The organism is Roseovarius carneus, assembly GCF_020141465.1.
Taxonomy (GTDB): domain Bacteria; phylum Pseudomonadota; class Alphaproteobacteria; order Rhodobacterales; family Rhodobacteraceae; genus Roseovarius; species Roseovarius carneus.
Genome location: NZ_JAHSPD010000001.1, coordinates 2,265,936 through 2,290,191, shown reverse-complemented (window position 1 = coordinate 2,290,191; position 24,256 = coordinate 2,265,936). Strand labels below are relative to the sequence as shown.

Annotated in this window: 23 protein-coding genes; 10 read left to right on the top strand and 13 right to left on the bottom strand. The window is 62.5% G+C overall.

Features of this window, described 5'->3' with window-relative positions; genetic code table 11:
- Positions 1-39: 39 nt before the first annotated feature.
- Complete coding sequence (gene argS, locus KUD11_RS11445) at positions 40-1,785, bottom strand: arginine--tRNA ligase (RefSeq protein ID WP_109387907.1); 1,746 nt, start codon at positions 1,783-1,785, stop codon at positions 40-42.
- A 52-nt stretch (positions 1,786-1,837) separates the two neighbouring features.
- Positions 1,838-3,034, bottom strand: coding sequence for a deoxyguanosinetriphosphate triphosphohydrolase (locus tag KUD11_RS11440; protein ID WP_109387909.1), 1,197 nt, complete (start codon positions 3,032-3,034; stop codon positions 1,838-1,840).
- 79 nt (positions 3,035-3,113) lie between these two features.
- On the opposite strand from KUD11_RS11440, the gene KUD11_RS11435 reads away from it, so the two are divergent.
- The gene (locus KUD11_RS11435; RefSeq protein WP_109384589.1) at positions 3,114-3,437 is read left to right on the top strand and encodes a HesB/IscA family protein; all 324 of its coding nucleotides are present in this window, start codon (positions 3,114-3,116) and stop codon (positions 3,435-3,437) included.
- Between the two features lie 19 nt (positions 3,438-3,456).
- Here KUD11_RS11435 and KUD11_RS11430 read toward each other — a convergent pair whose 3' ends face one another.
- Genes KUD11_RS11430 through KUD11_RS11420 form a run of 3 tightly spaced genes read right to left on the bottom strand, consistent with a single transcriptional unit; the run spans position 3,457 to position 5,991 of the window.
- The gene (locus KUD11_RS11430) at positions 3,457-4,374 is read right to left on the bottom strand and encodes a DMT family transporter (RefSeq protein ID WP_109384590.1); all 918 of its coding nucleotides are present in this window, start codon (positions 4,372-4,374) and stop codon (positions 3,457-3,459) included.
- Positions 4,371-5,465, bottom strand: coding sequence for a DUF6902 family protein (locus KUD11_RS11425; protein ID WP_109384591.1), 1,095 nt, complete (start codon positions 5,463-5,465; stop codon positions 4,371-4,373). The genes KUD11_RS11430 and KUD11_RS11425 overlap by 4 nt, the downstream gene beginning before the upstream one ends.
- A gap of 49 nt (positions 5,466-5,514) precedes the next feature.
- Positions 5,515-5,991, bottom strand: coding sequence for a DUF6749 family protein (locus KUD11_RS11420; protein ID WP_109384592.1), 477 nt, complete (start codon positions 5,989-5,991; stop codon positions 5,515-5,517).
- 361 nt (positions 5,992-6,352) lie between these two features.
- Here KUD11_RS11420 and xth point away from each other — a divergent pair, with 361 nt between their 5' ends.
- From xth to eno, 3 genes are all read left to right on the top strand, one after another.
- The gene (gene xth, locus KUD11_RS11415) at positions 6,353-7,132 is read left to right on the top strand and encodes an exodeoxyribonuclease III (protein WP_109384593.1); all 780 of its coding nucleotides are present in this window, start codon (positions 6,353-6,355) and stop codon (positions 7,130-7,132) included.
- Positions 7,129-8,016, top strand: a complete 888-nt coding sequence (locus KUD11_RS11410) for a DMT family transporter (RefSeq protein ID WP_109384594.1) — start codon at positions 7,129-7,131, stop codon at positions 8,014-8,016. Before xth ends, KUD11_RS11410 begins: the two co-directional genes overlap by 4 nt.
- Before the next feature lie 74 nt (positions 8,017-8,090).
- The gene (gene eno, locus KUD11_RS11405) at positions 8,091-9,368 is read left to right on the top strand and encodes a phosphopyruvate hydratase (RefSeq protein WP_109384595.1); all 1,278 of its coding nucleotides are present in this window, start codon (positions 8,091-8,093) and stop codon (positions 9,366-9,368) included.
- A gap of 33 nt (positions 9,369-9,401) precedes the next feature.
- Here the strand turns inward: eno and pgi are convergent, their stop codons facing one another.
- Genes pgi through zwf form a run of 3 tightly spaced genes read right to left on the bottom strand, consistent with a single transcriptional unit; the run spans position 9,402 to position 13,134 of the window.
- Positions 9,402-11,012 carry a glucose-6-phosphate isomerase gene (pgi, locus tag KUD11_RS11400; protein WP_181375259.1) on the bottom strand — a complete coding sequence of 537 codons (1,611 nt, stop codon included), beginning with the start codon at positions 11,010-11,012 and terminating at the stop codon, positions 9,402-9,404.
- On the bottom strand, positions 11,009-11,683 hold the full coding sequence (gene pgl, locus KUD11_RS11395) for a 6-phosphogluconolactonase (protein WP_109384597.1): 675 nt from the start codon (positions 11,681-11,683) through the stop codon (positions 11,009-11,011). Before pgl ends, pgi begins: the two co-directional genes overlap by 4 nt.
- A complete protein-coding gene (gene zwf, locus KUD11_RS11390) occupies positions 11,680-13,134 on the bottom strand; it encodes a glucose-6-phosphate dehydrogenase (protein WP_109384598.1) in 1,455 nt (484 codons plus the stop codon). The genes pgl and zwf overlap by 4 nt, the downstream gene beginning before the upstream one ends.
- A 154-nt stretch (positions 13,135-13,288) precedes the next feature.
- On the opposite strand from zwf, the gene KUD11_RS11385 reads away from it, so the two are divergent.
- From KUD11_RS11385 to KUD11_RS11375, 3 genes are all read left to right on the top strand, one after another.
- Complete coding sequence (locus KUD11_RS11385) at positions 13,289-14,242, top strand: radical SAM protein (RefSeq protein WP_109387911.1); 954 nt, start codon at positions 13,289-13,291, stop codon at positions 14,240-14,242.
- A gap of 76 nt (positions 14,243-14,318) precedes the next feature.
- Positions 14,319-15,467, top strand: coding sequence for a M24 family metallopeptidase (locus tag KUD11_RS11380; RefSeq protein WP_109384599.1), 1,149 nt, complete (start codon positions 14,319-14,321; stop codon positions 15,465-15,467).
- A gap of 58 nt (positions 15,468-15,525) precedes the next feature.
- A complete protein-coding gene (locus KUD11_RS11375; RefSeq protein WP_109384600.1) occupies positions 15,526-16,206 on the top strand; it encodes a M48 family metallopeptidase in 681 nt (226 codons plus the stop codon).
- Between the two features lie 51 nt (positions 16,207-16,257).
- On the opposite strand, the gene KUD11_RS11370 is transcribed toward KUD11_RS11375, so the two are convergent.
- The 5 genes from KUD11_RS11370 to KUD11_RS11350 all read right to left on the bottom strand — a co-directional run bounded on the left by KUD11_RS11370 (position 16,258) and on the right by KUD11_RS11350 (position 21,958).
- A complete protein-coding gene (locus KUD11_RS11370) occupies positions 16,258-16,797 on the bottom strand; it encodes an RSP_2648 family PIN domain-containing protein (protein ID WP_109384601.1) in 540 nt (179 codons plus the stop codon).
- Positions 16,794-18,011: an RSP_2647 family RNA methyltransferase gene (locus KUD11_RS11365; RefSeq protein ID WP_109384602.1), complete on the bottom strand. Its 1,218-nt coding sequence runs from the start codon at positions 18,009-18,011 to the stop codon at positions 16,794-16,796. Before KUD11_RS11365 ends, KUD11_RS11370 begins: the two co-directional genes overlap by 4 nt.
- Positions 18,012-18,048: 37 nt before the next feature.
- Positions 18,049-18,678 (bottom strand): DUF6778 family protein, encoded by a 630-nt coding sequence (locus KUD11_RS11360; protein ID WP_109384603.1) that lies wholly within the window; start codon positions 18,676-18,678, stop codon positions 18,049-18,051.
- A gap of 154 nt (positions 18,679-18,832) precedes the next feature.
- A complete protein-coding gene (locus tag KUD11_RS11355) occupies positions 18,833-19,114 on the bottom strand; it encodes a hypothetical protein (RefSeq protein ID WP_109384604.1) in 282 nt (93 codons plus the stop codon).
- A gap of 12 nt (positions 19,115-19,126) precedes the next feature.
- Entirely contained in the window at positions 19,127-21,958 is a 2,832-nt protein-coding gene (locus KUD11_RS11350) for a bifunctional [glutamine synthetase] adenylyltransferase/[glutamine synthetase]-adenylyl-L-tyrosine phosphorylase (RefSeq protein ID WP_109384605.1), read from the bottom strand.
- Positions 21,959-22,036: 78 nt separating this feature from the next.
- On the opposite strand from KUD11_RS11350, the gene KUD11_RS11345 reads away from it, so the two are divergent.
- The 3 genes from KUD11_RS11345 to KUD11_RS11335 all read left to right on the top strand — a co-directional run bounded on the left by KUD11_RS11345 (position 22,037) and on the right by KUD11_RS11335 (position 24,238).
- Positions 22,037-22,504, top strand: a complete 468-nt coding sequence (locus KUD11_RS11345) for a YbaK/EbsC family protein (RefSeq protein ID WP_109387913.1) — start codon at positions 22,037-22,039, stop codon at positions 22,502-22,504.
- Between the two features lie 358 nt (positions 22,505-22,862).
- On the top strand, positions 22,863-23,318 hold the full coding sequence (locus KUD11_RS11340; RefSeq protein WP_109387915.1) for an RDD family protein: 456 nt from the start codon (positions 22,863-22,865) through the stop codon (positions 23,316-23,318).
- 89 nt (positions 23,319-23,407) lie between these two features.
- Positions 23,408-24,238 (top strand): arginyltransferase, encoded by an 831-nt coding sequence (locus KUD11_RS11335; protein ID WP_109384606.1) that lies wholly within the window; start codon positions 23,408-23,410, stop codon positions 24,236-24,238.
- The last annotated feature ends 18 nt before the right edge of the window (positions 24,239-24,256 follow it).

The window sequence follows — 24,256 nt, the reverse complement described above, 5'->3', positions numbered from 1 at the left end:
TGAATTTCTGCCTCATATATCCCCGGACTGTCGCGATTTTTATCGCAATTCTTGCGCCGGAGTGACTCCCAAGATACCAAGACCTGCGGAAATAACAACGGCTGCGGCCCGCGCGAGGGCAATTTTCGCGCTGGATGTGGCCGGATCGCCCTCCTGAAGAAAGCGCAGCTCGGGCACGTCATGGCCACGGTTCCAAAGACTGTGCAGATCGCTGGCCAAATCAAAGAGATAGAAGGCCACGCGGTGCGGCTCATTCGTGCGCCCGGCGATCTCAACTTGGCGCGGCCACTCGGCGATCTTGCGCGCCAGCGCCAGCTCTGCCTCATGGGTGAGGATGCTGAGATCGGCCGCGCGCAAAGCCCCGTCCGACACGTCAATCCCCGCCCCTTGCGCCTTGGCCAGAACCGAGCAGACGCGCGCATGGGCGTATTGCACGTAAAAGACCGGATTTTCCTTGGATTGCTCCAGAACCTTGTCAAAATCAAAGTCCAAAGGCGCGTCGTTCTTACGCGTAAGCATGACAAACCGCGTCGCATCCGCGCCCACCTGATCGACCACATCGCGCAAGGTGACGAACGTGCCCGCCCGCTTGGACATCTTGAAGGGTTCGCCATTTTTGTAGAGCTTCACAAGCTGTGCAAGCTTCACATCAAGGCTCACCTGCCCATCCGACAGGGCCGACACCGCCGCCTTCATCCGTTTCACATAGCCGCCATGATCGGCCCCGAATACATCAATGAGCGCGTCATAGCCCCGCTCGATCTTGTCGAAGTGATAGGCAATGTCGGGCGCGAAATAGGTCCATGCACCATCCGATTTCTTGACGGGCCGGTCCACGTCATCGCCATGCGCGGTGGATTTGAAGAGCGTCTGCTCACGCGGCTCCCAATCTTCGGGCTTCTTGCCCTTGGGTGGCTCCAGCACGCCTTGATAAATAAGCCCCTTGGCATAAAGCGCTTCCAGCGCCGCCTCAATGCGGCCTGTGCCGTAGAGCGATTTCTCCGAATAAAACGCATCCATCTCGATCCCGAGCGCCTTTAAGTCCGCTCGGATCAGGTCCATCATCGCATCGGTGGAATAGTCGCGGATCTCTTCGAGCCAAACGCTCTCGGGTTGGTCGATATAGACCGCACCCACCTTGTCTTTAAGCGCTTGGCCCACCGCGATCAGGTAATCGCCGGGATATGTGCCATCCTCAAACGCCACGGCCTGCCCATGCGCCTCCAGATAGCGCAGGTAGACCGAGCGCGCGAGCACGTCGACCTGCGCGCCACCGTCGTTGATATAATATTCGCGGGTCACGTCATGGCCTGTGAAATCCAAAAGGCTCGCCAGCGCATCCCCAAACACCGCACCCCGCGTATGCCCCACATGCAAAGGCCCCGTGGGGTTGGCCGAGACGAACTCCACATTCACCCGCCGCCCCTGCCCCATATCCGAGCGGCCAAAATCAGCACCCGCGGCCAATGCAGCCAGAACGACCTCATGCCAAAGGCCCGGCGCGAGACGCAGGTTCAGGAACCCCGGCCCCGCCACCTCAGCGCCCTCGATGCGCGGATCGGCGGCGAGACGCGCGGCCAGCGCGTCGGCAATGTCGCGCGGCTTCAGGCCCGCAGGCTTCGCCAGCACCATCGCGGCATTGGTGGCCATATCGCCATGGGCCGGATCGCGCGGCGGCTCGACGGTCACATTGTCCATCGAGAGACCCTCGGGAAGCTGCCCGGCGGCAACCATCTCGGCCAGCGCATCCAGAACAGCGGTGCGTAACGTGGTGAAAAGGTTCATGTGCCCCATCCTTTGCGGTTTGGGCCTCGGTTTACCACTGCCAGAGCGGGCGTCAATGCGGCGCAGGCACAGCCACGCCAGCCCATGATCCCGCACCGCCCGGCCCGCCCAGATGGCGTGCATGTTCGGCCAGCGCAAAGCGGTCGGTCATCCCCGCGATATAGTCGCTCACCAGCCGCGCCAGAGCGGGCGCGCCCTCTGCCGCCGCCACATCCGCCTGCCAGCGGCGCGGCAAAAGCGCGGGGCGCTCCATATAGAACGGGAAAAGCTCCGCCACAGTGCGCGTGGCTGTCTCACGCATTTCCATGATCACCGGCGCGCGGTACATGCGCGCGAAAAGAAACGCGCGGATCTCGCGCAGATCGCGCCAGAGCGCGGGCGAGAACTGCACCAAGGGGCGGCCCAGATGCCGCACGGCCTGCGCATCCGCAACGCCCGCCTCGGCGATCAGGGCGCGCGATGTGTCGATCACATCGCCCACCATCACGCCAAAGACCCGGCGCAAAGCCTCATGCCTGCGCCGATAAGGATCAAGGCCGGGATGGGCCGCGTCCACCTCGGCGTAGCACGCGCCGAGGATGGGCAGCGCGCTGACCTCTTGCTCAGAGAACAGCCCCGCGCGCAGCCCGTCATGCAGATCGTGGTTGTTATAGGCAATGTCATCGGCCAAGGCCGCCACCTGCGCTTCGGCGCTGGCATGGGTGTGCAACTCCAGATCATGCAGCGCGTTATACTCGGCCAATGCCTCGGGCAATACGCCCGTGACCGGCCCGTTATGCTTGGCCAGCCCCTCAAGCGTTTCCCAAGTGAGGTTCAGCCCGTCGAACCGCGCGTAATGCCGCTCCAGCCGGGTCACGATGCGGATCGCTTGGGCGTTGTGATCAAAACCGCCATACGGTGCCATCAGAGCCGCAAGCGCATCCTCGCCCGTATGGCCAAAGGGCGTGTGCCCAAGATCATGGGCGAGTGCGACCGCCTCGGTCAACTCGCCATTCAGGCCAAGCGCGCCTGAAATGGTGCGCGCCACCTGCGCCACCTCGATGGAATGGGTCAGCCGCGTGCGGAAATAATCGCCCTCATGGGCCACAAACACCTGCGTCTTGTGCTTGAGCCTGCGAAAGGCGCTGGAATGGATGATCCGGTCACGGTCACGCTGAAAGCACGAGCGATGCGCGCTTTCCTCTTCGCAAACGCGGCGCCCACGTGTCTGGGCCGGATCGCAGGCGATGGGGGCTGTTGGCTGGACCATGTAGCACTCTGCTCCTTGCTCGATGCAGTAGCACAGCTTATATTGCACCAAACGCCCAAACGAAACCGATGAGATTGCCATGAACCTGCCCCCCACAGTGACCCCCCGCGCCTTTGAGCGTCTGAGCGAAATCGGCGCCTCCGATCAGGGGCAGGCCCTGCGCGTGGCGGTTGAGGGCGGCGGCTGTTCGGGGTTTCAGTATGAGATCAAGCTAGACGCGCCAGACGCGGATGATCTGATCCTTGAGGGCAATGGTGAGCGCGTCGTGGTTGATCAGGTATCGCTGCCATTTCTGGCCAATGCGGTGATTGACTTCACCGAAGAGCTTATCGGCGCGCGTTTCGTGATTGAGAACCCAAACGCCAGCAGCTCTTGCGGATGCGGGACATCCTTTTCGATGTAAGCGTGCCCTGCGCGGCGGATTACTCTGCCGCTAATGTGGCCGCCTTACGCTCGGCCCGGCGCACCGCGATATGCGGTGCGGCCTGATCGTAGACGAGCCAAGCCCCCGCCGTGATCACAAGACCCGCGCCGAGAAACACCACCATCCCAGGCACCTCTCCAAAGACAACCGCGCCAATCACCACCATCCAGATGAACTGCAGGTTCATGAGCGGCGTGACCACATAGGCGGGCATCGCCTTGAACGCCGCCACCAGAACCCAGCGCGCGCCAAATAGCAGCCCCGCATAGAGACAGGCCAAGCCGAAATCGGCCATGCCCATCGGCTGCCAGACAAACGGGAGCGCCGCAGCCATGATGATGGCGAGCGCGAGATTGGGATAAAAAACCTGCGGCAGAAGATTGTCGTCGCGGGTGCCGATATACCGAGAGGCCATCATCGACACCGTGCCCAAAAGCACCGCAGCCAACGCCACGCCATGCCCCACCTGAACCGAGCTGAGCCCCTCCGGCGCGAGGCACAAAAGCCCCACAAGGCCGAGCATCAAGGCAGCCCATGCTTGCGGGCGCACAGGCTCATTCAGCACCGGGCCGCTCAAAAGCCCCGTGAAGAGCGGGATCAAGGCGATAAAGAGAAACACTTCGGCAAAGGGCAAAAGGCGGAAGGCATAAAAGAAACACACCGCCCCAAGGACGGTCGCGGCGCTACGCACGGCCATGGCGCGCGGGCATTTGGTGCGCATCCCGCGCCGCGCCGGGCTCAGACGTCCGGCAGTCAGCGCGAGGAGCGCGACAATTGCACCGGAAAGGGCAAAAAGCTGAGGGGCTGCGTAGGTCGCCGCGAACATCTTGGTGATCCCATCAGCGGAGGCGATAAGCAGCGTATAAAGCGCCGTCATCGCCACCCCGGCGATCAGACCATAGCGCGCCACGATCATGCCAAGGCCTCCTGTGGTGTCGGGCTGGAATGCAACCCCACCCGTGCGAACCCGGCGAAAAACGCCCCAAACTCAGCCGTTGACGCTTCGGCTGCCATCAAAGCTGCCTGCGTCTGATCCGACACACGGTTCGACACGGCCTCGCGCATCACCTCCCAATCATCCGACCGGTGCGCGCCCATCGCATACATTGTCTCGGAGAGTTCACGCAGTGGGCCTATTTGCGGGCGCACACGCGAAAACGTCACGCGACCCAACGGCACTTGTGCTGCAAATCCATCATGGCCAGACTGATCCAAAAACCAATTCAGCATAAGATATTCGTGATAGTCATCCTGCAACCCTGCGTTGTTACGTGACGAGAGCCTAAAGCAGTTCAACTGCTGTGTCAGCCACAATTCCCAAGGGGGTGGCGGGGCCTTGCGCGCAAAACAGAGGGCGATGCAAATCTCGGCCAGAAGGTCGGCGTTATAATCCAGAAACGCGAGCGTTCCGGCGAAGAGAAGGCTCTGGTGAATGGCGGCGCAAATCTGCGGATCATGCGTGCCATATTCCGACAGGTAGAAAACGATATGCGTAAGCTCATATGCCGCCTTCTTGTTGGGCAGCGCGAATGTCTCTGCACGGCCCGCAAACTGGCGCAGCCGCGCCTCAAGCGCGTGGTCCTGCGGCAAGGCCTCAACGCCCCGGCGCGCACAAAGACGCCGCGCCTCGGCCCGTTGCAGATCTGAAAGCTCGGCCTCCGCAAGCCTCTGCTCTGCGGCCCAAGCGGTCAGCGCGGCCCCTTTGGAACCAGGCATCCCGAGATCTTCCAGATCGAGACAGATCGACAGTAAGAAGCGGTAATATTGCGGGAAAAACTCCACACGCGTCTCGATCTGATCGTAAAACGCATCAAAGGTCGAGAGCGCCTCCCGCCCCAGTTTTTGCCCGGTACTTTGAAGGATGTTGAGCATTTCGGCGTTTTCCTTGAGCCAGAAAACATCATCCTTGCTGCGGCGGGCATGGGCGAAGGTGCTCAGCAGGGCTGCTTGACGGGCGGCCTTGCTGTGTTGGCGAAACGGGATGTTCAGTTGGACGATGTTGTGCATGGCAATGCTCCTCATGGTCAGGTGCTGCGCGCCCCGTTTCGCTTATCGCTTAGAGGCTGGACGTGAAGATTTCAGTCGCATCGCCATCATCCGCCTTAGCCGTAGCCATCACCAGCGACGAGGTGAAAGCCCCAGTTGCCTCACCGGCCACCGCACGTGGCGCCAGCGACGAGGTGAAGGCCTGAACCGCATCCCCATCCGAGAGCTTTGCCGTGGTCGCAGGGCTGAGCGAGGAGGTAAACGCCTCTGTCGCCTCACCCGCAGAGACGCTGGAGCCTTGCGCGATCAACGAAGAGGTGAACGCGCCGGTCACGTCGCCCGATGCGATATGGGTCGCATTTGGCGCCAACGACGAGGTGAACATCTCAAGTCCTTCGCCAGTCTCAGCCGCGCCCGACATGGCCGGGCCAAGCGAGGAGGTGAACGCCTCCACGGAGCCACCATCAAACAGGCTCGCACCAAAATCGGACGCCGTCTCGGTTGCGGTGGATGTGATCATATTTTCTTCTTTAAGTTGTGCGGACATGGCATTCTTCCCTATATTGAAATTTACAATAGCCTCAGGATTACACCTAAGGTTGAAGCTGCCAAGCCTATTTCACCTAAAAATAGATTCAAAAAACCTCATAAAACTGGCGATTTATTCCTAAAGTGCTCTGGAATAAGCACTTTTCTTACGGCCCTTTTTTGCCGCAAAAAATTTATCCCTGACTTAACCACAAACTTACCCACAGAATTTGATCATACCACTTATGCGAGCATTTCACTTCACCCACTCAATTCATACAAAGACGATTCGCATGCACGATGAATTCCGCCTCACCCGCCCGCTTGCACTGCCCTGCGACGCGCGCCATAGAGGAGGGACGCAGCAGAGAGGTCCGCCGATGAAGATCGCGAGTTTCAACATCAATGGCATCAAGGCCCGCATCAACGCCCTGCCCGCTTGGCTGGATGAGGCCGCCCCAGACGTGGCCCTACTTCAGGAAATCAAATCCGTAGACGAGGGTTTCCCCCGCGAACTTTTCGAGGATCGCGGATACACGGTCGAGACACATGGGCAGAAGGGCTTCAACGGCGTCGCAATTCTCAGCAAGCTGCCGCTGGAAGATGTGACACGCGGCCTGCCCGGCGACGACAGTGACGAACAGGCCCGCTGGATTGAGGCCACTGTGATGGGCGACACGCCGGTGCGCGTCTGTGGTCTTTACCTACCAAACGGGAACCCCGCACCAGGGCCGAAATACGACTACAAGCTCGCATGGATGGAGCGTCTGCACGCCCGCGCCGAGGCCCTTTTGGCGCTGGAGGAACCTTTCTTGATGGCTGGAGATTATAATATCATCCCGCAAGATGAGGATGCCAAGCGCCCCGAGGTCTGGCAAGAGGACGCCCTCGCCCGTCCCGAAAGCCGCGCGGCTTTCCGCCGTCTCATGGCGCTGGGCTTCACCGAGGCGTTCCGGGCCCGCACCCAAGGGCCGGGCCACTATACGTTCTGGGATTACCAGGCCGGCGCATGGAACCGCGATGACGGCATCCGCATTGATCATTTCCTGCTCAGCCCCGCCTGCGCCGATCTGCTAGAAGATTGCCAAATCGACAAGATGACCCGCGCGGGTGACAAACCATCGGATCACGTGCCGATCTGGGTGAAGCTCAGGGCATGATCGCGTCAGACAATCTGCGCGGGGCGGCGCTTATGACGCTGGCCATGGCCGGATTTGCGCTTGAGGATACGTTTCTCAAAATCCTGTCGGGCACATTGCCCATCGGGCAGATTTTTGTGATGCTTGGCAGCGGCGGCGCGATCTGTTTTGCCTGCCTTGCGCGCCTCAAAGGGCAGGCTATTTTCTTCACAGGGGCGTTGTCACGCCCCGTTCTGATCCGCAACTTGGGCGAATTGATCGCCGCCGTGGGCTGGCTCGCAGCCATCGCCCTCACACCGCTTTCCTCCGCCGCCGCGATCCTTCAGGCGACGCCGCTCGCGGTCACACTGGGGGCGGCTCTCTTTATGGGGGCCGAGGTGGGTTGGCGGCGCTGGGCCGCGATCCTTGTGGGTTTTCTTGGGGTTTTGATGATCATCCGCCCCGGCCTGTCGGGATTTGAGCCTGCCTCGCTCTTTGCAGTGCTCGGTGTCATTGGTCTGGCGATCCGGGATCTGGCCACCCGTGCGGTCCCGGCGCATATCTCCTCGCTTCAGCTTTCGGCCCATGCGTTTGCCATCGTCGTTCCGGTCGGGGCGCTTATGCTGCTGGTGGGCGGCGGTGGCGTAATGCCCACCCCGCTGATCTGGGTCAATCTTGCCGCCGCATTGTTTTTCGGCGTCGTGGCCTATTACTGGATCGTAGGGGCCATGCGCGTGGGTGAAGTGGCCGTGGTCACGCCATTTCGCTACACGCGGCTCATCTTTGCGCTGCTCATTGGCGTACTGATTTTTGGTGAGCGCCCCGATCTGATGACCCTGCTTGGCGCGGGCATCATCATCGCCTCGGGCCTTTATACCTTCCTGCGCGAACGTGCGCTGGGCCGTCGCGCCGCCACTCTGATCTGAGCGGTTCCCCTTGGCGCGCAGGTTTGCTAGAGAATTGCGCAATGCCACTTGCAGCCCCGAAGGACATAGCCGCCATGAGCACCATCATCGACATCCACGCCCGCGAAATCCTCGATAGCCGGGGCAACCCGACGGTGGAGGTGGACGTGATCCTTGAGGACGGCACAATGGGCCGTGCCGCCGTCCCGTCTGGTGCCTCAACCGGAGCGCATGAGGCGGTTGAGCGGCGCGACGGAGATGCGGCCCGCTATCTCGGCAAAGGCGTGCTGGAGGCGGTTGAGGCCGTGAACGGCGAGATTACCGAGGCGCTTCTGGGCATGGACGCGACCGAGCAGGTCGGTATTGATATGACGATGATTGAGCTGGACGGCACGCCCAACAAGGCGCGCCTCGGGGCCAATGCGATCCTCGGCGTGAGCCTTGCCGCGGCCAAGGCGGCGGCCGCATATTGTGAGCAACCGCTCTATCGCTATGTCGGTGGCGCCTCCGCGCGCACCCTGCCCGTGCCGATGATGAACATCATCAATGGCGGGGAACATGCTGATAACCCTATTGACATTCAAGAATTCATGATCATGCCGATCAGCGCGGCGAATATCCGCGAGGCTGTACGCATGGGGGCTGAAGTTTTCCATACCCTCAAAAAGGAGCTGACAGCGGCGGGCCTCAGCACCGGGATCGGCGATGAGGGTGGGTTCGCGCCCAACATCGCCTCCACCCGTGAAGCGCTTGATTTCGTGCTGCGCAGCGTGGAGAAGGCTGGCTATGTGCCAGGCGAAGATATCTGCCTGGCACTTGATTGTGCGGCGACGGAATACTTCAAGGATGGCAAATATGTGCTTGCTGGAGAAGGGAAAACCCTCAGCAGCGAAGAGAACGCCACCTATCTTGCCGCGCTGGTCAACGACTATCCGATCATCTCGATCGAGGACGGTATGGATGAAGATGATTGGGACGGCTGGAAGATGCTGACCGAAGCTCTGGGCGACCGGTGCCAGCTTGTGGGCGACGATCTCTTTGTGACCAACCCGGTGCGCCTTGCCGATGGGATCACGCGCGGTTGCGCCAACTCCATGCTGGTAAAAGTCAATCAAATCGGTACGTTGACGGAAACTCTTCAAGCGGTGGAGATGGCGCACCGCGCGCGCTACACCAACGTGATGTCCCACCGCTCGGGCGAGACGGAGGATGCCACCATCGCCGATCTGGCCGTGGCCACGAATTGCGGACAGATCAAGACCGGCAGCCTCGCGCGCTCCGACCGGCTGGCCAAGTATAACCAATTGATCCGTATCGAGGAAATGCTGGGCGAGAGCGCGATTTATGCGGGTCGGTCGATCCTGCGCAGCTAAGAGACGGCGACGGGCCTGAGCAGCGCCCGCCCCTCAGCCTTGTTTGTCGCGGTAGAACCGCAACAGGGCTTGAGTTGAGCCATCCTTGTGCTGCGCGTCCGCACCCGCCATCAAAGGGTCCAGCTCAACCGCCAATTCCTTGCCCAGCTCGACCCCCCATTGATCAAACGAATTGATCCCTAGGATCACGCCCTCGACAAAAACACGGTGCTCATAAAGCGCCACAATCTGCCCCAACCGATAGGGCGTAAGCCGGTCATAGATCAGCGTGCTGGAGGGCCGCCCGCCCGGAAAGACCCGGTGGCGCGCGTGCCGCTCAAGGGCTGCCCCGCTCAGCCCGCTTGCGGCCATTAATGCGCGCGCCTCGTCAAGGCTGCGTCCGCGCATCAGCGCCTCGGATTGCGCAAGGCAATTGGCCACAAGAAGCCTGTGGTGATGGGGCAAGTCCGGCTCATGCCCTTGGGCAGCCACGATAAATTCACAAGGCACGATCTGCGTGCCTTGATGCAGAAGCTGGTAGAACGCGTGCTGCCCATTGGTGCCCGCCTCCCCCCAGACAATAGGCCCGCTGGCCCCGTCCAAGGTGGTCCCGTCGCGCGCCACGCGCTTGCCGTTCGATTCCATCTCAAGCTGTTGCAGATAGGCCGGAAGCCGCCCCAGCCGTTGATCATAGGGCAGCACGGCACGGGTCGGAAACCCGCACGCACGGCTGTGCCAAAGCCCAAGCAGCGCCAACATCACAGGCATGTTCGCATCCATCGGCGCGCTGCGGAAATGGTGGTCCATCACCTCGCCTCCACGCAGCATCTCCTCAAACGCGTCCGGCCCGATGGCGATCATCAACGACAGCCCAATTGGCCCCCAGAGCGAATAGCGCCCGCCGACCCAATCCTCAAACCCAAACACCCGCTCGGGCGGTATACCAAAGGCGGCGGCCCGTTCCTCAGAAGAGGATAGCGCCACGAATTGCGCGCCCGTATCCGCGCGCGCGCGCGCCATCCATACACGGGCGGTTTCGGCATTGGTCATCGTCTCAACCGTGGTGAATGTCTTGGAGGCGACGATTACCAAAGTTGTTTCGGGATCAATCTCTTGCAGCACGCCTTGAATGTCGGCCCCATCCACGTTGGACACGAAATGGCACCGCGGCCCATCGTGAAACGGGCCAAGCGCGCGCGTCGCCATTTCAGGGCCAAGATGCGAGCCGCCAATCCCGATATTGACCACATCGGTGATCGCCCCGCCCGCCCCTTGAAACCGCCCGCCGCGCACAGCCTCGGCAAAGGCGCGCATCCGCGCCAGCGTCTCGCGCACGCCCGGCATCACATCCGCACCGTCCACCATAACAGGCCCGCCCGAGAGGCCGCGCAGGGCCGTGTGCAGCACCGGGCGCCCTTCGGTCTCGTTGATTTTGGCACCCGAGAACATCGCCGCGCGCCGCGCCGCGACACCGCTCTCCTCTACCAGCGCCAGCAAGGCGGCCCGCGCAGCCGTATCGAGGTGGGTCTTGGAATAATCAAAGAGCATCCCATCCGCCCAGATCGAAAACGCCTCGGCCCGCCCGGCATCCTCAAAGAGCGGCGTGATACCGCGCGCCAGCGCAGCCTCGGCCTGGGCTTTGAGCCCTTCCCACATATCGCTCACGCCTCTGCCCAATGCACGGTCGCATCGCCCAAGATCGCGGCCACAGGCGCTTCACGCGGATGCAGGCCCCGCGCGGCCTCAATCGCGCGCCGCTTGGCCGCTCCGGTGATCACGATATGCTTGGACATAGCCCCATTGAGCACCGCCGCACTGAGCGAGATCCGCGGCTCTGGCGCGTCCGGCATCTCAACAGGCACAAGGATCGGCGCATGCGGATCAAGCGCGGCCTCAAGCCCCGGCGCGCGCGGAAAAAGCGAGGCCGTGTGCATATCCGTGCCCATCCCCAAGAGCATCACCGAGATCGGCAAATGCCCCGCGATCCGCCCCGCAAGCTGCGGCGCCGCCTCCGCAGGGGTGCGCCCCTTCATGTAGAGCGGCAACAGATTGGCCGCCGCCGCCCGCCCCACCAAAAGCCGCTCGCGGATCAGCCGTGTGTTGGAGCGCACATGCTCTTCGGGCCGCCAGCGCTCATCACTGAGCAAAACATCAACGCGCGCCCAGTCGAGATTGGCGGCACATAAGCTGTCGAAAATCGGCCCCGGCGTGCTGCCCCCCGGCACCACCAAAAGCGCGCGGTCCTGATGGCGCAGCACCGCGCCCAACTCACCCACCAGCACATTGGCCAGATCCATCGCCATCATCTCGGCATCTGCGTATTCAATGAAATTCATGCCCGTATCTCCCGCCAGCGGCGTCCATCGCGATGCATCAACATGAGCGCATCATCGGGGCCGGAACTGCCCGAGGCGTAAAGGATTGGGGCCACGCTTGAATTTTGCCACCCCTCGATGATCGGGTCGGTCCAGCGCCATGCCGCCTCCACCTCATCGCCACGCATGAAAAGCGTCTGATCCCCGCGCACCACGTCCATGATGAGCCGCTCATAGGCATCGGGAAAATCGGCTGTATCGGGCCCCAGCGCCTCGGCAAATGTCATGTCCAGCGGCACATCCACAAGGCGCATCCCCCCCGGCCCCGGTTCCTTAATGGTCACGCCCAGCTCAATCCCCTCATTGGGCTGAAGGCGGATCGTGAGGATATTGGCATGATGCCCTGCTTGCGTGCCGAAGATCGAGTGCGGCGCCTCCTTCAACACGACGGCAATCTCGCTCGCGCGCGCCTTCAGCCTCTTGCCGGTGCGCAGATAAAACGGCGTGCCCGACCAGCGCCAGTTGCCGATATGGGCGCGCAGGGCCACAAAGCTCTCGGTATGGGTGTCGCGGTTTTCCACCTGATTGCGGTATCCCGGCCGCTCCTTGGTGCCCTCATACTGCCCCCGCACCACATCGTCCGCGCCGACCGGGTCCAGCGCGCGGATCACCTTCAGCTTCTCGTCGCGCACCGCATCTGGGTCAAATTTCGCAGGTGGCTCCATCGCAATGAGGCACAAAAGCTGCATCATATGGTTCTGCACCATATCGCGCAGCGCGCCGGATTTGTCGTAATACCCGCCGCGCGACCCCACGCCGCGCGCCTCGGCCACGGTGATCTGGATATGATCCACATATTGCGCATTCCACAGCGGCTCAAAGAGCATGTTGCCAAAGCGGATCGCCATCAGGTTCTGCACCGTCTCCTTGCCCAAATAATGATCAATCCGGTAGATTTGTGTCTCATCAAAATGCTGCGCCAGCCCTTGGTTGAGTGCGCGCGCCGACGCCAGATCGCGGCCAAAGGGCTTCTCCACCACAATCCGGCTCTCTGCATCCGCCATGCCATATGAATGCAGCCGCTCGGCCAAATCCCCGAAAAGGCCCGGTCCGACCGAGAAGTAAAATGCCCGGATGCGCCCCTCAACCATCAGAGCCGAGAGCGCATCCCAGCCCGTCTCGCCACGCGCATCCAGCGTGACATAATGGAGCTGCTCCAGAAATCCGCTGAGATTTTCTTCGGCGCAGACCGTATCATCGTCGAATTCCAAAATCGCCGACCGGGCAAAATCACGATAGGCAGCCGTGTCCATTTCGCTCCGCGCGGCCCCAATGACCCGCGCCTCCGGCCCCATCTGCCCGGCACAAAACCGCCGGAACAGCGCCGGCAGGATCTTGCGCCGCGCCAGATCACCCGTGCCGCCAAAAATAACCAGATCAAACGGCTCAACCGGAATGACACGCGATACCATGAGAGCCTCCTTACTGGGCGAACCTGCCCGCCACTGTGCAGTCTATCAGCCACGCCCGCGTTCACAACTATGTCAAATCCCACCGCACGGGTTTTCTCACGGGCCCGGACAGGCTAGGGCATGTCGCAAGCGTAACATGCAAGAGGCGATGATCATGAAAGACGGGACCGAAGCCCCCGCGAATATGGGCAAATTCCAAGATCCCGCGCGCACCGCCAAGGGCGAAGATCGCGCCACGGTCGCGCTCACCAATCCTGAGACGCTGTGGTTCAACACCGGCACGCTCTGCAACATCACCTGCGCCAATTGCTACATCGAAAGCTCTCCCGAGAATGACCGTCTGGTCTATTTCACAGACGCCGATCTGCGTGACTACCTTGCCCAGATCGCAGAGCGTGCATGGCCCATCCGCGAAATTGCCTTCACCGGCGGTGAGCCTTTCATGAACCCCGAGATGAACACAATGGCCCGCAGCGCGCTTGAGGCGGGGTTTGACGTGCTCATCCTCACCAACGCCATGCGCCCAATGATGCGCAAAACCGTGCAAACCGGGCTTGCAGCACTGGTGGAGGAGTTCGGCGACCGTCTCACGCTGCGCATCTCCGTCGATCACTGGTCCGAGGGGCTGCATGACGAAGAGCGTGGGCTGGGCGCCTTTGCACGCACGCTTGAAGGCATGGATTGGCTCAAATCCATCGGCGCGCGCATGGCCGTTGCGGGCCGCACCGTCTGGGGCGACAGCGACGCCACCAGCCGCGCAGGCTACGCCGCCCTTTTTGCCGCCCGCGGCTATGCGATCGACGCCACAAATCCCGGCGAGACAGTGCTTTTCCCAGAGATGGACGAAAATGTCGACGTGCCCGAAATCACCACCGCATGCTGGAGCATCTTGGGCAAATCCCCGAATGACGTGATGTGCGCCTCGTCGCGCATGGTGGTCAAACGTAAAGGCGCGGACGCCCCCGCCGTGCTCGCCTGCACTCTGCTGCCCTATGCGCCAGAATTTGAGCTGGGCCGCACGCTGCAAGAAGCCGAGCGCGACGTAGCCCTCAACCACCCCCACTGCGCCAAATTCTGCGTCCTCGGCGGGGCCAGCTGCTCCGCATAGATCGCAATAGCGCTTGCGCCCCCGCTTCTTCTTGCCTCAAATATCCCCGCCGGAGGCAGGTTAGCGAGGATACCCCATGCCCATCCATTTCGAGCGACCCGAATTCGACGCGCGCCAAGCCCGTGCCACCGCCGCCTTACGCGCGGCAGGTCTTGATGCCATCCTCCTCTTCGCCCCCGAAAGCCATCTCTGGCTCACAGGATATGACACGTTCGGTTTCGCGATGTTTCAGACCATGGTGCTCAGCGCCGATGGCGAGATCAACTTGATGACGCGGATGCCCGATCTACGCCAGGCGCGCCACACCTCCACCTTGGCCGAGGATCAGATCACCATCTGGCCCGAGCATGAAGGCAGCAATCCCGCCACACATCTCAAAGACCTGCTCGCGCGCATGGGCCTTACCGGCAAGCGCATCGGCTTTGAAAGCCAGACCGCCGGTCTCACCGATTACAACGGACAGCTTTTGCGCGCCGCCCTGCCCAGCCTCATTGATGCGTCGGACCTCATCCGCGCGCTGCGCCGGATCAAATCCCCGGCAGAGATCACGATGCACCGCCGCGCCGCGGCGCTGTCGGATGATGCGCTCGACGCCGCCATCGACACCACCCATGCCGGTGCCTTCGAGGGCGACATCCTCGCCGCCATGCAAGGCGCGGTCTTCAAAGGCGGTGGCGATTACGCGGGCAATGAGTTCATCCTCGGCTCTGGCCCCGGCGCGCTTCTCTGCCGCTATTATTCGGGCCGCCGCACTCTGGACGCCCAGGATCAGCTCACTCTTGAGTGGTCTGGCGCCTATGCTCGCTATCACGCGGCGATGATGCGCACTGTCGTGATCGGCGCGCCAAACGCCAGCCAGACCCATATGTTCGACGCCGCCAAAGAGGCGATTGAGGCCTGCGAAGATGCCATCCGCCCCGGTGATCCCATGGGAAACGTCTTCGATGCCCATGCCAAGGTCTTCGACGCGCGCGGCCTTGGGCACGCACGGCTTCAGGCCTGCGGATACGGCATGGGCGCGGTTTACAATCCGATCTGGGTGGATTTTCCGATGTTCTACGAGGGCAATCCCCTGCCAATGCAAGCGGGTCAGGTGTTCTTCCTGCACATGATCCTGATGGATAGCGACGCGGGCCTTGCCATGACATTGGGCCATTCGGTGCTTGTCACGGAAACCGGCGTGGAGCGTCTCTCGCGCAGCCCTCTGGAAATGCTCACCGCCTGAGACAAAAGAGAGTTCCCAAGGGCTAGATGAGGGGCAAGGCCCGCCCTATATATAGGCCATGATCAAGTTTACCCCGATCCTTCTGGCGATCCTCTACGCCCTCGCAATGTATCGCTTCTCCGTCTGGCGCACCTCGCGCGAGTTGAACGATAAATCGACCGAGCTGGCCGATCCGAAGCTCAAATCCATGACCGACCGTCTGGCCAAGGCGCTCGATCTGCCGCGCATCCGCGTCCATATCTATGAGATTGACCCTGTGAATGGCCTTGCTGCCCCCGACGGGCGCATCTTCATCACCCGCGGCTTTTACCGCAAATTCCAATCCGGTGAGGTCAGCGCCGAGGAATTGACCAGCGTCATCGCGCATGAGCTGGGCCATGTCGCCTTGGGCCATTCCCGCCGCCGCATGATAGACTTTTCGGGCCAAAACGCCCTGCGCACGGCATTGGCGATGGTGATCGGGCGGTTCATTCCCTTCGTGGGCCCGTGGATCGCGGGAGCCGTGATGTCCCTTCTGGCCGCGCGCCTGTCGCGCGGCGATGAGTATGAGGCCGATGAATACGCCTCTGCCTTGATGATCAAAGCGGGGCTGGGCACGGGGCCACAAAAGTCGCTCTTTGCCAAGCTTGAGGCCCTGACAGAGCAACGCGCAGGGGCAGCTCCTGCATGGCTCCTGAGCCACCCCAAAACGGAGGAGCGGATCGCAGCAATTGAGCGCCATGAGGCCAAATGGGGCTGAGCCCCAAAGCGTTTCAAGACAAGCAATGCCTCAGGTCTGGCTCGAAACGCTTTAGCTCAAAGCCTTGGCCATCCTCGGCAGTCGCGCCTTTTTCAACAGCGCCCGAATCTGCCAATCCGCGCCAGAAAGCCGCCGCGCCTCGCTCAGCACACGCGATCCGACCTCTGCCATCGCCTCTGGGTGTGCAGCCCAAATCCCATGCAAGAACGCATCCGGATCAACGCGGCTCACACCCTCTTCCGCCAAGATATTGCGCGGGAAATCCTTGGCGTTGAGGGTGATGATCGCATCCGCCGATCCCGCGATGGCCGCGGCCAAAACATGTGTATCCGCCGGATCGGGCAGCCAGAGCCGCGCCTCCAGACTTGGGGGGTATGACACCACCGCACCGGGCCAAGCGGCTTGCAAAAGGGCGGCCTCTCCCGCCGCCTGCGCAGCCCCCTCAGGGCCCAGCTTTTTCGCTGCACGCACCCATTCTTCAAGGATGCGCGCGGACCAGAGCGGGGTAAACGCCCCCATGCGCGCCGCTCCCAGAAGCATCTCGCGCATCACCGTTGGATAGATAACGCACGTATCCAGCAGCGCCTTCATAGGCGGAAGAAGAGCGCCTTGAGATAACCCGTTTCCGCCAGATGTGCGTGCATCGGATGATCCGGACCCGCAAAGCCTGTGTGGATCAACTGCGCCTGACGCCCGGCGCGGCCAATGCCCCGAATGGAGGCCCGGCGAAACGCATCCAGATCCACCGCGTGAGAACATGAGCACAAGACCAGATATCCGCTCGCCTCGACCAGCGGAGCGGCCAGTCGTGCAGTCCGCTCATAGGCGCGAAGCCCCGCATCAAGCGCCTTTTTGCTGGGCGCAAACGCGGGCGGGTCGCAAACGACCAGATCAAAGAGCGCGTTTTCCTCGCCAAGCGCCGTCAACACGTCGAACGCATCGCCCTTGCGCGTCTCAAACCGCGCCTCAGCCCCCATCGCCGCCGCCCCGGCCTGCGCGAGATCAAGCGCCGGCGCAGACCCATCTACAGCCAGCGCAGAGGCAGCCCCGCCAGCAAGGCTGGCCAGCGCAAAGCCGCCCACATGGGTGAAGACATCAAGGACGCGTGCGCCCTGCCCGCCCACCGCCATGGGCGCCGCAAGCGCCGCGGCAAACGCATGGTTGGGGCGTTGATCGTAGAAAAGCCCGGTCTTTTGCCCGCCGGTCAGATCGGCCATGTAAATGGCCCCGTTCATCGGCACCGGCACGGGCCCCTCGGGGGCTGCGCCAATCAAAACACCGCTCTGATCATCCAGCCCTTCCAGACCACGTGCACGGCCTGCGGCGTTCTTGAGCACGTTTGAAACGCCCGTCACCTCCACCAGCACGCGCGCCAGATCGTCAATCATCGCCTCTGCCCAAGCGGCATTGGGTTGAACCACCGCCGTGTCGCCAAAAAGGTCGATGATCACGCCGGGAAGCCCGTCCCCCTCGGCATGAACAAGCCGGTAGAACGGCGCGGGGTATAGCTGCGCGCGCATCGCATAGGCGCGGGCAAGCTTGGCCTTAAGCCATGCCGCATCAATCTGTGCGGCGGGATCAAGGTCCATCACCCGCGCCATGATACGCGAGGCAGGGTTGACCGAGACGAGCGCAATGGGCGCGCGGTTCGCATCCTCCAGCACGGCCATGGAGCCCGGCTCCAGCGCCTTTGTGCGGCGGTCGGTTACAAGCTCGTTGTCATAGACCCAAGGAAAGCCGTGGCGCAAAGCGCGCGGCGAGGTTTTGGGTTTGAGGCGGATAATGGGAAAAGGGGATGGCTGCATGCCACCCCCTTAAAGGCTTTCTTTGCTATGCGAAAGATCACAGCTGGTTGATCAGGCCCATAATCCCAAGATCGGCGGATTTGAAGCTGCCCGGCTCGTTCAGCTCGGCGGCGATCACTTGGGCCAAATGCCCTGTGATGCGCACCTTTTGGGTCTGGCCGCGCTGCTCGGCCTGAATGGCTTGGGTGCCGCCAAAGGCTTTGAGATCGGCCTTGATCTCACGCGGGGCCGCGATGATGGCCCCCGTCACGGGATCTTTGAGGGTCAGAATGAACTCAATGTCATGCACCCCGCCCACGGTGTAGCGGGCCTTTTCGGTCAGCGCGTGAAAGCGGGTGATTTCCACCTCCACAGCCACCGGAAGGCCGAGCGTCATATCAGCAGTGCCACGCTCCATCGCGGCCTGCACCATCGCCCGCACCTGTGCGTGACGGTTGCCGGGTGCATCCCCACGCCAGACGATATCGCCACCCGGATAATAGCGGTTCTTTTCGGACACCTCGAGTGTCTCGGGCACGGTTACGGTGACACTTTGCACATCAAGCGCTATCGGCGCCACACGCTCGGGCGTCTCAAGCGGCGCGTTGCGCGACGCGGTGTCGGGTGTGGCGCACGCCGAAACGGCGAGACCCATCATCATGGCTGCGATCAAACGAAGCGGTTTCATTGCGTGATCCTCCTTGGCCGTTCTGCGGGCAGTATGCCCGATTTACCGAGAGGAAGATCGCGCCTGATTGGGGCAGGTTTTAGACAAAACGGAGATAATCCCGAGGTCAGTTCGGGATTGTTTCGCGGCAACCCTGGCGTGGCACGGGCCCGGTTCAGGCCTCGCCCACCCCGCGTGGCCGCGCTTTCCAACCGCCCCGGCGGCGCGGGCGCGCGGCGGTCTCCTGCCCCTCGCGCAACACTTGCGACATGGGGTGGTCTTCGGGGGCGGCGGCATGCCGGGTGAGGATCGTTTGGATCGCGCCTTGCATATCCGTCCCCTCGGGCAGCGACAGCGCCCAGTCAAGAAAGATCGAGCGACATTCCTCCGGTGTGATCCCCTCGATCCGAAACGCCTCGCGCATCAGGTTCTTGTGGTCGAGCGGGTCGCGATCCATCGGCGGGCCTCCTCAGGGCTGGCGCGGCACGCGGGCAAGCGCGGCGGTGATAACTTTGGCAGCCTGTGCCGTGGCCTCGTCTAGCGCCGTCGCAAGCGCGCCCATGCTTTCCTGCCCGGTCTCGCGCAGCAGCATTGCGCGCGCGCCCGCGCCAATCTCATCTGGCATCGGCGTGTCCGGACCCAAAAGGCGCAAGACCTGCACCATTGACGCACAAAGCCCTGCCGCGCGATTGAGCGCCACCTCATCCGCGTCCTCCAACCACCCAATTGCGACACCAGCGGCCAGTCCGCCCCGAATGCTGCGCTCTGCGCTCTGCTCTGTGGTCTCGGCCATCAGGGACGCGGCCTGTGCAATCAGCTCGATATCCTGAAGCCGTCCTGGTCCCAGCTTGGGATCAAGCGGACCCGCCGGGGCCTTGGCCGCTGCGATGCGCGCACGCATCTCGCTCACGTCCTTGAGAACCTGCTCGGGGGCTGCGGGCTTGCTCAGAAGCTCCAGACGAAACACCTCGATCTCGGCGCTCAGCGCATCCGGCCCCGCAATCACCCGCGCGCGGGTCAGCGCCAGATGTTCCCAGACCCATGCCTGCTGGCGCTGGTAATCCTGAAACGCCTGCCAGCCTGTTGCCACAGGCCCCTGATTGCCCGAGGGGCGCAGGCGCATATCTACCTCATAAAGCCGCCCTTCGGCCATGGGTGCTGTCACGGCGGTGATCATCGCCTGTGTGAGGCGCGCATAATACGTGCGCGCGGGCAGCGGGCGGCGGCCCTCGGAGGTCTCCACCCCGCCCGCATCATAGATCACGATCAGATCAAGGTCAGAGCCTGCATTGAGCTGTGCCGCGCCGAGCGAGCCCATCGCAATGAGCGCCGCGCCCCGTCCAGCCTCCTGCCCCGGTGCTCCCCCATGCTTTTCGGCGAAATGTGCGCCCACGACGGGCCAGAGGGCGGCGAGCACCGCCTCGGCCAAGTCGGCGTAATGCTGCCCTGCTGTAGGGGCGTCGATCAAGCCGCGCAGATGGTGCACACCGATGCGAAAATGCCATTCGCGCCGCCAACGGCGGGCGGTGCCGAGACGATGCTCATAATCCGCCTCGGCCTTCAGGCGCAGGGTCAGCGCCTCCGTTAGGGTGGCGGTGCCCGGCCACGGCGCGAAGAAATCCCCGGCAATAACCGCGTCAAACACCGCCGCATTGCGCGCAAGATACGCGGCGAGCCCCGGCGCGGTGCCCGCGATATCAACCATCAGATCAATCAGCTGTGGATTGGCCTCGAAGAGTGAAAAGACCTGCACCCCGGCAGGCAGACCGGCGAGGAACGCATCGAACGCCAAAAGCGCCTCGCCGGGATGAGAGGTGGCGGCCAGCCGCGCAAGGATATCGGGGCGCAGGCGGCGGAAAATCTGCCCCGCCCGGTCCGAGCGCAGCGCAGGATAGCCCGGCCAGCGGGCGAGCACGGCCCCATCAAGCACGGCCCCATCAGGGGCTGATCCAGGCGCGGTTGCCTCGCTCCCATCCGCGCTTTCCTCAGGCCGGAAAAACCGCTCGATCATCGCATCGACAGCGCTGAGCCGGGCCGTGATCTCGGCCTTCAGCTCGCCCGTCTCGCGCCCCATGAAGGCGGCAAGGCGGTCAAATTCATCCTCGGTGGTGGGCAATGTGTGCGTCTGGGCGTCGCGCAGCATTTGCAATCGGTGCTCCACCTCGCGGTGAAAGCGGTAATGCTCGGTCAAGTCCTGCGCCACAGCCACGGGTATCCATTCCTTTGCGGCCAGTTGCGCAAGCCCCTCCACCGTCCCGCGCAGCCGCAGCGACGGGTCACGCCCGCCCGCAATAATCTGGCGGGTTTGGGTGAAAAACTCGATCTCGCGGATGCCGCCGCGACCCAGCTTCATGTTGTGCCCCGAAAGGGTGATCGGCCCCGCGAGGCCCTTATGGGCGCGAATGCGAAGCCGCATGTTATGCGCGTCCTCGATGGCCGCGAAATCGAGATGCCTGCGCCACACAAACGGCCTGAGCGTCTCGATGAACCGCGCACCAGCCTCAAGATCACCCGCCGCAGGGCGCGCCTTGATATAGGCCGCCCGCTCCCATGTGCGCCCAAGGCTTTCGTAATAGGTCTCCGCCGCCGCCATCGCCATGGTCACGGGCGTCACACCGGGATCAGGGCGCAGGCGCAGATCGGTGCGAAACACATATCCCTCGGCGGTGTTCTCGCTCAGAAGGGCGCACATCCGCCGTGTGGCGCGGACAAAGCTGGTGCGCGCCTCGTGGTACTCATCCGGGTTGAACTGCGTCTCGTCAAAAAGGCAGATCAGATCGACATCCGAGGAATAATTTAGCTCGCCCGCGCCCATTTTCCCCATCGCCAGAATGGTCATCCCGGCGGCGGTCTGCGCATCCTCAAGGGCCTTGCCGGGCAGCTTGCCGCGCTTGATCTCCGCCCCCACGGCAAAGCGGAGTGCGCATTGGCAGGCGGCATCGGCCAGCGTTGTGAGCGCGCCGGTGACCTCGCTCAGCGTCCACGCGCCGCCAAGATCCATAAGGCCTATGAGCAAAGCGGCCCGGCGTTTGGTCTGGCGCAAGAGCGTGCCGGGATCGCCGGTCTCTGCGCGCAATGCGGTAAAGAGCGCGTCCATCGCCACCTCGGGCCCGTCCAAAGCGGGGCCGAGCCACTCCGCCTCTTTGTGGATCAGGCCACGCAGGTATGGGCTGCATCCAGCCGCGCCTTCAATCAGCGCGGCCACATCGCCGCTCAGCGCAGGAAAGAGCACCCGCGCCTCCGCTCCCGGAGCAGGCTCATAAGGGCGCGGCAGGCGCGTGATGCGGGCGGCAAGGCTCATGCGCTCAGTGATACGCGAGCGGCAAGGCTGGTCAATGGGGCGCAGGCCATTATGCTGCGTGCAAATTTGGAGAATGATATGAGCAAAAGCCTGAAACGGGTTATCGCAGCCCTCAGCGCCGGAGGTCTGGACGTGACCCCGCGCGAAGTGGGACAAGCCACGACCGCACAGATGGCCGCCGATCTGGTGGGCTGCGAGATTGACCAGATCGCAAAATCTATCATTTTCGCAGGTACCGAGAGCGGGGCCGCGATCCTCTTTATCACGGCGGGCGGGCGGCAGGTGGACGCCACGCGCGCGAGTGCCTTGGCCGGGGAGCCTCTCACGCGCGCCAATGCGGCGCTGATCCGCGCCCAGACCGGGTTTGCCATCGGGGGCGTGTCGCCCATCGGGCACCTCACCCCACCGCGTGCATTTTTCGACCCACGCCTGATGGAATTTGCCGAGATATGGGCCGCTGCCGGCACACCACGGCATGTGTTTGGCGCACCTCCGGAGGAGATGCTACGCCTGTCAGGTGCGCAGGTTGCGGACTTCTCCGTTTAGGGACTGTTCTCTTGCACGCTAAGATATCAACCCTATCGACCTCCCCTTTTGCACAGCCCGGACAACCGCAGAACCCGGCGATACCCCAGATATCACCATGACCCGGAAAACCCCCGACAGGAGCGCCGCCACCTGCCCCCCCGCAGTGCCTATAGCTCTCCATTGGGACAGTGACCCTCGTGGGTTTGAGGCGCGCCGCAAAGAACAAGCCGACGTCGAACGTGTCCTCAAATACCATGACCGCGCACCGAAACCGCGTAACGATACGGCGGAACGTCGCCCCCAACGCGCCAAAGACCCACATCAAAACACGCCCGCCCTTTTCACCGGCGGGCGTGCTCCCATATAAGAGAGCATGATGACCGAAACACACCACCTCCCCGACCCCGAGCGACAGCCCGAATTCTACGCCGATATACCAACCAAACGCCTTTTGGCCTGGGTGATTGATACGGCGGTTATTCTGGCGATGTGCCTCGTGGCTGTGGTCTTTACGCTGGGCATCGGGCTTTTGATCTTCCCCGCGCTTTATGTCGTACTGGGCTTTGCCTACCGCACCGCCACAATCGCGCGCGGATCGGCCACATGGGGGATGCAGGTCATGGCGATAGAGTTTCGCCAACGCGACGGGCAGCTTTTTGATCTGCCGATGGCGGCGCTGCATACGCTGGGCTATTCGCTCTCCATCGCCGTCTTCCCGGCGCAGATCGCGTCCATCGTGATGATGCTGAGCACGCAGCGCGCCCAAGGGCTGACCGACCATGTGCTTGGCACTGTGGCCATCAATCGCCGCGCAGGTCCCGCCCGGCGTTAAGGGTTTCTTCATCAAGACTTGGCGGGCGGTAACTTCCTTGTTACGCTTTTCTCAGAAACGCGAAATACAAGAAGTTCTGCTGAGCCCCTATGCGCCATACCCTGCCCCTTGCGCCGCAATTTTATGTGACGGCCCCACAACCGTGTCCCTACCTTGAGGGGCGGATGGAGCGTAAACTCTTTACCGCTTTGCAAGGCGATGGGGCGCAGCGTTTGAATGACGGGCTTTCCAAGCAAGGCTTCCGGCGGTCGCAGAATGTGCTCTACCGTCCGTCTTGTGCCGATTGCGCGGCGTGTCTCTCGGCGCGAATCAGCGTGGCGGATTTCACCCCCTCAAAAAGCCAAAAACGTGTGCTGCGCCGCAACAAGGTGCTGGAGCGACGCACATCCTCGCCTTGGGCCACGGAAGATCAATATGCCCTTTTCCGCCGGTATCTCGAGAGCCGCCACGCGGCGGGCGGCATGGCGGATATGGATGCATTTGAATTCGCCGCCATGGTGGAGGAGACGCCGATCCACACGCGGGTGGTGGAGTATACCGAAGCTGAGACAGGCGCTCTGATTGGTGTGTGCCTGACGGATGTGCTCGATGACGGGCTGAGCATGGTTTACTCGTTCTTTGAGCCGGACTGGCAGCGCAACTCGCTGGGCACTTATGTGATCCTCGATCATATCGACATCGCGCGCGAAAGCGGCCTCCCCCATGTCTATCTGGGCTATTGGGTGCCCGGCAGCGCAAAGATGGGCTACAAATCCGCCTTTTCAGGGCTTGAGGTTTACTTGGGCGGCGCATGGGAGAAAATGCGCAACCCCGCCGACTATGATGCGCAGGCCCATCCGCTCAGCAATGATCCGATTGCCGAACAAGTGGCCGATATCACACTGCCCGATGGGATGCCGCTGCGCCCCAGCCGGAGTTAAGCGGCGCTTGACTTTGCG

Bases quoted from the DNA above. Each gene is read 5' to 3' on its own strand.
- argS (WP_109387907.1), bottom strand. From the start codon at position 1,785: ATGAACCTTTTCACCACGTTACGCACCGCTGTTCTGGATGCGCTGGCC.
- KUD11_RS11440 (WP_109387909.1), bottom strand. From the start codon at position 3,034: ATGGTCCAGCCAACAGCCCCCATCGCCTGCGATCCGGCCCAGACACGT.
- KUD11_RS11435 (WP_109384589.1), top strand. From the start codon at position 3,114: ATGAACCTGCCCCCCACAGTGACCCCCCGCGCCTTTGAGCGTCTGAGC.
- KUD11_RS11430 (WP_109384590.1), bottom strand. From the start codon at position 4,374: ATGATCGTGGCGCGCTATGGTCTGATCGCCGGGGTGGCGATGACGGCG.
- KUD11_RS11425 (WP_109384591.1), bottom strand. From the start codon at position 5,465: ATGCACAACATCGTCCAACTGAACATCCCGTTTCGCCAACACAGCAAG.
- KUD11_RS11420 (WP_109384592.1), bottom strand. From the start codon at position 5,991: ATGTCCGCACAACTTAAAGAAGAAAATATGATCACATCCACCGCAACC.
- xth (WP_109384593.1), top strand. From the start codon at position 6,353: ATGAAGATCGCGAGTTTCAACATCAATGGCATCAAGGCCCGCATCAAC.
- KUD11_RS11410 (WP_109384594.1), top strand. From the start codon at position 7,129: ATGATCGCGTCAGACAATCTGCGCGGGGCGGCGCTTATGACGCTGGCC.
- eno (WP_109384595.1), top strand. From the start codon at position 8,091: ATGAGCACCATCATCGACATCCACGCCCGCGAAATCCTCGATAGCCGG.
- pgl (WP_109384597.1), bottom strand. From the start codon at position 11,683: ATGAATTTCATTGAATACGCAGATGCCGAGATGATGGCGATGGATCTG.
- zwf (WP_109384598.1), bottom strand. From the start codon at position 13,134: ATGGTATCGCGTGTCATTCCGGTTGAGCCGTTTGATCTGGTTATTTTT.
- KUD11_RS11385 (WP_109387911.1), top strand. From the start codon at position 13,289: ATGAAAGACGGGACCGAAGCCCCCGCGAATATGGGCAAATTCCAAGAT.
- KUD11_RS11380 (WP_109384599.1), top strand. From the start codon at position 14,319: ATGCCCATCCATTTCGAGCGACCCGAATTCGACGCGCGCCAAGCCCGT.
- KUD11_RS11375 (WP_109384600.1), top strand. From the start codon at position 15,526: ATGATCAAGTTTACCCCGATCCTTCTGGCGATCCTCTACGCCCTCGCA.
- KUD11_RS11370 (WP_109384601.1), bottom strand. From the start codon at position 16,797: ATGAAGGCGCTGCTGGATACGTGCGTTATCTATCCAACGGTGATGCGC.
- KUD11_RS11365 (WP_109384602.1), bottom strand. From the start codon at position 18,011: ATGCAGCCATCCCCTTTTCCCATTATCCGCCTCAAACCCAAAACCTCG.
- KUD11_RS11360 (WP_109384603.1), bottom strand. From the start codon at position 18,678: ATGAAACCGCTTCGTTTGATCGCAGCCATGATGATGGGTCTCGCCGTT.
- KUD11_RS11355 (WP_109384604.1), bottom strand. From the start codon at position 19,114: ATGGATCGCGACCCGCTCGACCACAAGAACCTGATGCGCGAGGCGTTT.
- KUD11_RS11350 (WP_109384605.1), bottom strand. From the start codon at position 21,958: ATGAGCCTTGCCGCCCGCATCACGCGCCTGCCGCGCCCTTATGAGCCT.
- KUD11_RS11345 (WP_109387913.1), top strand. From the start codon at position 22,037: ATGAGCAAAAGCCTGAAACGGGTTATCGCAGCCCTCAGCGCCGGAGGT.
- KUD11_RS11340 (WP_109387915.1), top strand. From the start codon at position 22,863: ATGACCGAAACACACCACCTCCCCGACCCCGAGCGACAGCCCGAATTC.
- KUD11_RS11335 (WP_109384606.1), top strand. From the start codon at position 23,408: ATGCGCCATACCCTGCCCCTTGCGCCGCAATTTTATGTGACGGCCCCA.